Source organism: Mycobacterium sp., assembly GCF_049683935.1.
Lineage (GTDB): Bacteria > Actinomycetota > Actinomycetes > Mycobacteriales > Mycobacteriaceae > Mycobacterium.
This window is the reverse complement of record NZ_JBAUJR010000005.1, coordinates 1-7,138: the sequence shown is the minus strand read 5'-3', so window position 1 is coordinate 7,138 and position 7,138 is coordinate 1. Positions and strand designations below refer to the sequence as shown.

The following is a 7,138-nucleotide window of genomic DNA, read 5'->3' as shown; positions in this document are numbered from 1 at the left end:
CTCCGCCCCTGCCCACGTTCCTGCAGGGCCTCGGCTTCTCGGTCTCCCGCAAGTGGACCGTCGCGCAGATCGTCCGCCGCTGCGGTGACGTCTTCACGCTGACGCTGCCGGTGTTCGGACGGACGGTGATCGTCACCGACCCGGCACTGGCCAAGCAGTTGTTCATGGCCAACACCGACGATGTGGGCAACATCCAGCCCAACCTGTCCCGGGTGCTCGGCTCGGGGTCGGTCTTCGCCCTCGACGGGAAGGATCACCGCCGCCGGCGCAAGCTGCTCACACCGCCCTTCCACGGAAAGAGCATCAAGAACTACGAAACGATCTTCGAAGAGGAGACGCTGCGCGAGGCCGCGGACTGGCCCGAGGGGCAGGCCTTCGAGACCCTCGAGCCGATGATGCGGATCACGCTCAACGCGATCCTGCGGGCGGTCTTCGGCGCCGACGGCGCGCAGCTCGACGAGTTGCGCCGGATCATTCCGCCGTGGGTCACGCTCGGTTCGCGTCTGGCGGTGCTGCCGACCCCGACCCGCACCTACGGCCGGTTCAGTCCCTGGGGGCGGCTGGCCGCCTATCGGCGGCGGTACGACGAGGTGATCGGTCGGCTGATCGACGCGGTGCAGGCCGACCCGGACTTCGAGACCCGCGACGACGTGCTCGCGCTGCTGCTGCGCAGCACCTACGAGGACGGCTCGACGATGTCGCGCCAGGACATCGGCGACGAACTGCTCACGCTGCTGGCGGCCGGCCATGAGACCACGGCAGCGACCCTGGGTTGGGCGTTCGAGCGCATCAGTCGTCACCCCGAGGTGCTGGCCGAGTTGGTGGCCGAGGCCGACACCGACGCAGGCGAGTACCGGCAGGCGACCATTCTGGAGATCCAGCGATCGCGCACCGTCATCGACTTCGCCGGCAGGCACGTCTACGCTCCCGCATTCCAGCTCGGGGATTGGGTCATCCCGCAGGGATATTCGATCGTCGTCGCGATCGGTCAGGTGCACCACCGGCTGCAGGAGTTCCCGGACCCGGAGCGCTTCGATCCGCAGCGCTTCATCGGCGAGCGGCCGAACACCTTCGCCCACATTCCGTTCGGCGGCGGCACCCGCCGGTGTGTCGGCGCCGCGTTCGCCAACGTCGAGATGGACGTGGTGCTGCGAACGGTGTTGCGGCACTTCGTGATCAGCACGACCACCGAGACGGGCGAAAAGTCACATTCGCGGGGGGTCGCCTACACCCCGAAGGACGGCGGCCGCGTCATCGTGCACCGCCGCCGTCCTGCCGTCTGACGGCCCGCGGGATCAGACCTCGGCGCGTTTGGGCAGCTTCCAGCCCGGCCGCGGGAAGTGGCAGGTGTATCCGCTGGGGTAGCGCTCCAGGTAGTCCTGGTGCTCGGGTTCGGCGTCCCAGAATTCCGGCGCCGGACTGAGCGCGGTGACGACCTTGCCCGGCCACAACCCGGATGCATCCACGTCGGCGATGGTGTCCTCGGCGACCTGGCGTTGCTCGTCGTCGACGTAGAAGATCTCCGAGCGGTAGCTCGTGCCGACGTCGTTGCCCTGGCGGTCCTTGGTCGTCGGATCGTGGATCTGGAAGAAGAACTCCAGCACCGCCCGGTAATCGGTCTGCTGGGGGTCGTAGACGACCTCGATGGCCTCGGCGTGCCCGGGATGGTTGCGGTAGGTCGGGTGATCGTTCTTGCCACCGGTGTATCCGACCCGGGTGGAGACGACGCCGGGCTGCTTGCGAATCAGATCCTGCATCCCCCAGAAGCAGCCGCCCGCCAACACTGCGCGCTTGTAGTCGCTCACTTGTGTTCCTTTCCTGCCGGATTCATGAAAAGTCCCTTGTACTCTGCATACCCCTCCGCCTCGAGATCGTCGAGGTGGACAAAACGCAAGGCCGCCGAGTTGATGCAGTAGCGCAGGCCGCCTTCGTCGCGCGGACCGTCCTTGAAGACGTGACCGAGATGGCTGTCGCCGTGAGCGGAACGCACCTCGGTGCGAGGCAGCAGGAGCTTGAAGTCACGCTTCTCCACCACGTTGTCCCTCTGGATCGGCCTGGTGAAGCTCGGCCAGCCCGAACCGCTCTCGAACTTGTCGACCGAGGCGAACAGCGGCTCTCCGGACACCACGTCGACGTAGATGCCGGGCTCGTGGTTGTCCCAGTACTCGCCGGTGAAGGGCCGCTCGGTGCCGTCGGTCTGGGTGACGCGGTACTGCTCGGGTGACAGCGCGGCGACGGCCGCGGGGTTCTTGTTGTATTTGTGTGTCATAGCGTGGGTATAACCGTTTGTGCTGCGGTTTTAATCCGAATCGTCGGCCCGCATTACGCTCGGACCATGCGCAACGGTGCGGGTGTACTCGCGGTTCTGCTGACGCTCGCGATAGCCGGCGCGGCTGCGCCGGCGGCCGCCCAGCCGACCCCCGAACCATCGCCGCCGGTCCCGGTCCCGGAAGTGTTGCCAGGAACGCCCGCGTTGATGTTCACCGATGAGCCGGCGATCGTCGACACCAACCCGATGCAGCCCGAGGCGTGGAGTCGCACCACCGACGAACGTATGGTCCGACTTCACTTCACCACCGGGACTCCGGAGTGTTTCGGGGTGGCCGCAACCGTTCACGAAACAGCCGACGACGTGGTCGTCGACCTGCGCTCGGGAACGCTGCCCAAGGCGGTGGGGCGGGCCTGCATCATGATCGCGGTGTTCGGGGGGCTGGATGTCCCGCTGCAGAATCCGCTGGGCATACGTCGAGTGCTGAGCGTCGCCTGATCGGCGCTCGACAACCGCGGGTAGAACGTGTTCTAGTTTCCGGTGTGACGGCCAACACTTTCTCCAGAGAAGAGCTCGTAGCTGCGTTCGCGGAGTTCGAGAGGACGGTCGACCGCGCGGCGCAGACCCGCGACTGGGATCCATGGGTTGACCAGTACTCCGACGACATCCTCTACATCGAGCACGCGGCCGGGACGATGCGCGGCCGCGAGGAGGTGCGGCCATGGATCTGGAAGACCATGGAGACCTTCCCGGGCAGCTACATGACGTCGTTCCCGGCACTGTGGCGGGTCTACGACGAAGCGACGGCTCGTGTCATCTGCGAACTCGACAACCCGATGCGCGACCCGGGGGACGGCACGATCATCAGCGCCACCAACATCTCGATCGTCACCTACGCCGGTGACGGGAAATGGTGTCGGCAGGAGGACATCTACAACCCGCTGCGGTTCGTCTCGACGACCGTGAAGTGGTGCAGGAAGGCCGCCGAACTCGGCACCCTGCCCGAAGTCGCAGCGGAGTGGATGGCCAAGTTCGGGCCCCGGAAGTGACCGGACCGTCTCCCGTCGCTCCGCTCGCACCGGTCCTCGTGATCGGCGCCAACGGTTACCTCGGCAGCCACGTCACCCGTCGGCTGGTTGCCGCCGGCCAGGACGTGCGGGTGATGGTGCGGGAGGGCGCGAACACCATCGGCATCGACGATCTGACGGTGACGCGGTTCATCGGGGACATCTGGGACGACGCAGTGCTGCGGCAGGCGATGTCCGGCTGCGCTGTCGTCTACTACTGCGTCGTGGACGCCCGCGGCTGGCTGCGTGACCCCGCACCGCTGTTCCGCACCAACGTCGAGGGCACCCGCAACGTCCTCGACGTCGCCGTGGAACCCGCCGTCGCCGAGAAACTGCAGAAGTTCGTCTTCACCAGCAGCTACGTGACCGTGGGACGCCGGCGTGGCCGCGTCGCCACCGAATCGGACACCATCTCCGACCGGGGTTTGACGCCGTACGTCAGGTCGCGCGTGCAGGCCGAGAATCTGGTGCTGGACTACGCCCGCTCCCGGGGGCTGCCCGCCGTCGCCATGTGTGTGTCCACGACCTACGGCGCCGGTGACTGGGGACGCACCCCGCACGGCGCGATCATCGCCGGCGCGGCATTCGGCAAGCTGCCGTTCGTGATGAGCGGCATCGAACTCGAGGCGGTGGGCATCGACGACGCCGCGGAGGCCATGGTGTTGGCAGCTGAGAAGGGTCGCGTCGGGGAGCGCTACCTGATCTCGGAGAGAATGATCTCCAACACCGACGTGGTGCAGATCGCCGCCGACGCCGCGGGCGTGCCCGCGCCGACGAAGAAGCTGCCGCTGGTGCTGTCCTATGCGATGGCTGTGCTGGGCAGCCTCAAGGCGCGGTTGAAAGGCACCGACGAACGCCTGTCGCTGGACTCGCTGCGCCTGATGCGCGCTGAAGCGCCCGTCGACTGCAGCAAGGCGAAGCGCGAATTGGGTTGGCAGCCAAGGCCGGTCGAGGAGTCCATCCGGGAAGCGGCGAAGTTCTGGGTGGGCCTTCGTGCGGCCAAGCGGGCGAGCAAGCCCGCCGGTTGAGGGCACCGCTCCAGCTGCCACAATCGGTGGGTGTCCACCCGAGCGCCGATCAACGGCCACGTCTCCCACTGGTTCGACGGTGCGCCGACCCCTCGGGACCCGCTGCCCGGCAGCCGTGACGCCGACGTCTGCATCGTCGGTGCCGGATACACCGGGCTGTGGACGGCCTACTACCTGAAGAAGGCCGATCCCGGGCTGCGCATCGTGGTGCTCGAGGCCCGGTTCGCCGGGTTCGGGGCGTCGGGCCGCAACGGGGGCTGGCTGTCGGGTCTGGTTCCCGGCGACCGGGAGCGGATGGCGCGCCAGTACGGCCGCGAGGGCGTGGTGGCCTGGCAGCGGGCGCTCAACGAGGCCGTCGACGAGGTGATCGACGTCGCCGCCCGCGAGTCCATCGATGCCGGGATCGTCAAGGGCGGCACTCTGGAGATCGCCCGCAACCCGGCCCAGGCGTCACGGCTGACCGCAGCTCTCGAGGCCGAACGGCGCTGGCAGATCGACGGTATCGAGCAGCTCACGAAAGAGGATGTCGCCCAGCGCATTCGACTCGACGCCGTCGTCGCGGCCTACCACAATCCGCATTGTGCCCGGATCCAACCGGCCATGCTGGCACGAGGCCTTGCCGACACCGTCGAAAGGCTCGGCGTCGACATCTATGAGCGCTCCCCGGTCCGCGAGATCAGTGCCGGACGCGCATCCACGACGTGGGGGACGGTCAGCGCCCCGGTGGTCGTGCGCGCCACCGAGGGCTTCACCACGGCACTGCCCGGTCTGAAGCGTCGGTGGCTCCCGATGAACAGTTCGATGATCGCCACCGACCCGATACCGGCAGCACGCTGGGATGAGATCGGCTGGCAGGGCCGGGAGACCCTGGGCGACACCGCGCACGGCTTCTTCTACGCCCAGCGCACGGCCGACGACCGGATCGCTCTCGGGGGGCGCAGTGTGCCGTACCGGTTCGGATCGAGAACCGACCGTGACGGGCGGGTGCCCGAGCACACCATCGCGCACCTGCGCGACACCCTGCACGCCATCCTTCCGCAGGTCGCCGACGTGCCGATCGCCCACGGCTGGTGCGGTGTGCTGGCGGTGCCGCGGGACTGGGAGGCGGGGGTCGACCATGACAGGGCGACCGGGCTGGGCTGGGCGGGTGGCTACGTCGGGCACGGCGTCACGGCCACCAACCTCGCGGCGCGCACCCTCGCCGATCTGATCCTGGATCGCGCCACCCCACTGACGACCCTGCCCTGGGTCGGTCATCGCTCCCGCGGGTGGGAGCCCGAGCCGTTGCGCTGGTTGGGCGTGCGCGGAATGTACCTGGCGTACAAGGCCGCCGACTGGCACGAGGCCCGCGGGAGATCGCACACATCCCCGATCGCGGTGGTGGCCGACAAGATCGCCGGGCGCCCACACTAGATGTGTTCGGCGCGCTCCTTGAGCCGCTGCAGGGTGATCCTGATGTGTTCGGTGTTGGCGGCGGTGCGGTCGGTGATGCCGGTGGTCCGCGCCGCCGGCCTGAGGATCCATCGGGGTCGGCGGTCCCACGTGGATTCGGTGACTGTGCAGCCCGTCTCTGTCGCCGCGATGTCGTAGCGCCAGTGGGCGATCGGCACGATGCCGAAGGACCGCACATCGAAGGCGAACGCCCGGCCCGGATCGGCAGCGGTCACGGTGCACTTCGTGGTCCACGTGTGCGAGCCGTTGCGGTTGCGCCCCGAGAACACCGCACCGGCGCGGGCGGCCTGCCCTTTCCGCCACTGCATCGTCTCGGCTTCTTCGGCCAGAGTCGCCAGCGTGGGCAGATCGGTGAGCAACGCGTACACCGCGGCGGGGTCGGCGGCGATCGTGACGGATCCCTGGGCGTCGGGTGCGGCCGATGCGGTCATATCGGGGATGTTATCGGCCACCGCTGTCGTTGAATGACGACATGACCCGACCCGTACTCGAACCCACAGCCGAGCACCCCATCACCGTCGAACCGACAGGCACCCGCGTGACTGTCCGCATCCACGGAGAAGTGGTGGCCGAATCCGATGCCGCGCTGACTCTCCGGGAAGCCAGCTATCCGGCGGTGCAGTACATCCCGATCGCCGACGTCGTAGCCCAGTTGACCCGCAGTGAGACCGAAACGTACTGCCCGTTCAAGGGGGACGCCGGCTACTACCACCTGCAGACCGCTCACGCAGGAACCGTCGACGACGCGGTGTGGACCTATGAGGACCCCTTCCCCGCGGTCGCCGCCATCGCAGGTCACGTCGCGTTCTATCCGGACAAGGCCGATGTCGGGGTGGGCGCCTAGGCTGGCGTCGTGCCCAGCTCGGCCAGCGTGGTCTTCGACGGACCCGCCAGTCCGGGCCTGACGCTGTCGCCGTTGCGTCGCGGCAGGGGGGATCCCTGCTATCACGTCGGCGCCGACGGGGCGATCTGGCGGACCAGCGTGATGCGCAGCGGCGCGGTGACGGCCCGGATCTGCCGGGGGGCGCCCGACACCGTCGACTGCGAAGCCTGGGGACCGGGTGCGGACGAATTCACCGACGGGTTGCCCGCCTTGCTGGGCGCAGACGACGACGCGACCGGGTTCCAGCCGGTCGAGCCGACCCTCGCTGCGGCCCGGCGTCGGGTCCCTCACCTGCGACTCGGTCGCACCGGCCAGGTCTTGGAAGCACTGCTACCCGCAATCCTCGAACAGCGCGTCTACGGCATCGATGCGCATCGTGGCTGGCGTCGCCTGGTCACCCGGTTCGGCGCGCCGGCACCCGGACCGGGGGCTGCGCACC

10 protein-coding genes are annotated in these 7,138 nt (G+C 68.3%); 7 read left to right on the top strand and 3 right to left on the bottom strand.

The genetic code is table 11. From position 1 onward, the window contains the following. A partial coding sequence (locus WA965_RS00265) for a cytochrome P450 (RefSeq protein WP_526446872.1) occupies positions 1–1,283 on the top strand: 1,283 nt, incomplete at its 5' end. A 12-nt stretch (positions 1,284–1,295) separates the two neighbouring features. On the opposite strand, the gene msrA is transcribed toward WA965_RS00265, so the two are convergent. Both msrA and msrB read right to left on the bottom strand, forming a co-directional pair. After that, entirely contained in the window at positions 1,296–1,805 is a 510-nt protein-coding gene (msrA, locus tag WA965_RS00260) for a peptide-methionine (S)-S-oxide reductase MsrA (protein ID WP_526299797.1), read from the bottom strand. Beyond that, a complete protein-coding gene (msrB, locus tag WA965_RS00255) occupies positions 1,802–2,269 on the bottom strand; it encodes a peptide-methionine (R)-S-oxide reductase MsrB (RefSeq protein WP_526299795.1) in 468 nt (155 codons plus the stop codon). The genes msrA and msrB overlap by 4 nt, the downstream gene beginning before the upstream one ends. A gap of 66 nt (positions 2,270–2,335) precedes the next feature. On the opposite strand from msrB, the gene WA965_RS00250 reads away from it, so the two are divergent. The 4 genes from WA965_RS00250 to WA965_RS00235 are packed head-to-tail and all read left to right on the top strand — an operon-like array spanning position 2,336 to position 5,777. Further along, the gene (locus WA965_RS00250) at positions 2,336–2,767 is read left to right on the top strand and encodes a hypothetical protein (RefSeq protein WP_526299793.1); all 432 of its coding nucleotides are present in this window, start codon (positions 2,336–2,338) and stop codon (positions 2,765–2,767) included. A 44-nt stretch (positions 2,768–2,811) separates the two neighbouring features. Next, positions 2,812–3,318 carry a nuclear transport factor 2 family protein gene (locus WA965_RS00245; RefSeq protein ID WP_526299792.1) on the top strand — a complete coding sequence of 169 codons (507 nt, stop codon included), beginning with the start codon at positions 2,812–2,814 and terminating at the stop codon, positions 3,316–3,318. Then, positions 3,315–4,364, top strand: a complete 1,050-nt coding sequence (locus tag WA965_RS00240; RefSeq protein ID WP_526299790.1) for an NAD-dependent epimerase/dehydratase family protein — start codon at positions 3,315–3,317, stop codon at positions 4,362–4,364. Before WA965_RS00245 ends, WA965_RS00240 begins: the two co-directional genes overlap by 4 nt. 30 nt (positions 4,365–4,394) lie before the next feature. Further along, on the top strand, positions 4,395–5,777 hold the full coding sequence (locus WA965_RS00235) for an NAD(P)/FAD-dependent oxidoreductase (protein ID WP_526299788.1): 1,383 nt from the start codon (positions 4,395–4,397) through the stop codon (positions 5,775–5,777). Here WA965_RS00235 and WA965_RS00230 read toward each other — a convergent pair. After that, the gene (locus tag WA965_RS00230) at positions 5,774–6,247 is read right to left on the bottom strand and encodes an SRPBCC family protein (RefSeq protein ID WP_526299786.1); all 474 of its coding nucleotides are present in this window, start codon (positions 6,245–6,247) and stop codon (positions 5,774–5,776) included. The genes WA965_RS00235 and WA965_RS00230 overlap by 4 nt on opposite strands. Before the next feature lie 41 nt (positions 6,248–6,288). Here WA965_RS00230 and WA965_RS00225 point away from each other — a divergent pair, with 41 nt between their 5' ends. Both WA965_RS00225 and WA965_RS00220 read left to right on the top strand, forming a co-directional pair. Then, positions 6,289–6,660 carry a DUF427 domain-containing protein gene (locus WA965_RS00225; protein ID WP_526299784.1) on the top strand — a complete coding sequence of 124 codons (372 nt, stop codon included), beginning with the start codon at positions 6,289–6,291 and terminating at the stop codon, positions 6,658–6,660. Between the two features lie 9 nt (positions 6,661–6,669). Then, positions 6,670–7,138, top strand: a 469-nt coding sequence (locus WA965_RS00220; protein WP_526446870.1) for a DNA glycosylase family protein, incomplete at its 3' end; no start/stop codon positions are given.

Coding starts and splice junctions, on each gene's coding strand:
- msrB (WP_526299795.1), bottom strand. CDS start 2,269: ATGACACACAAATACAACAAGAACCCCGCGGCCGTCGCCGCGCTGTCA.
- WA965_RS00230 (WP_526299786.1), bottom strand. CDS start 6,247: ATGACCGCATCGGCCGCACCCGACGCCCAGGGATCCGTCACGATCGCC.
- WA965_RS00225 (WP_526299784.1), top strand. CDS start 6,289: ATGACCCGACCCGTACTCGAACCCACAGCCGAGCACCCCATCACCGTC.
- WA965_RS00250 (WP_526299793.1), top strand. CDS start 2,336: ATGCGCAACGGTGCGGGTGTACTCGCGGTTCTGCTGACGCTCGCGATA.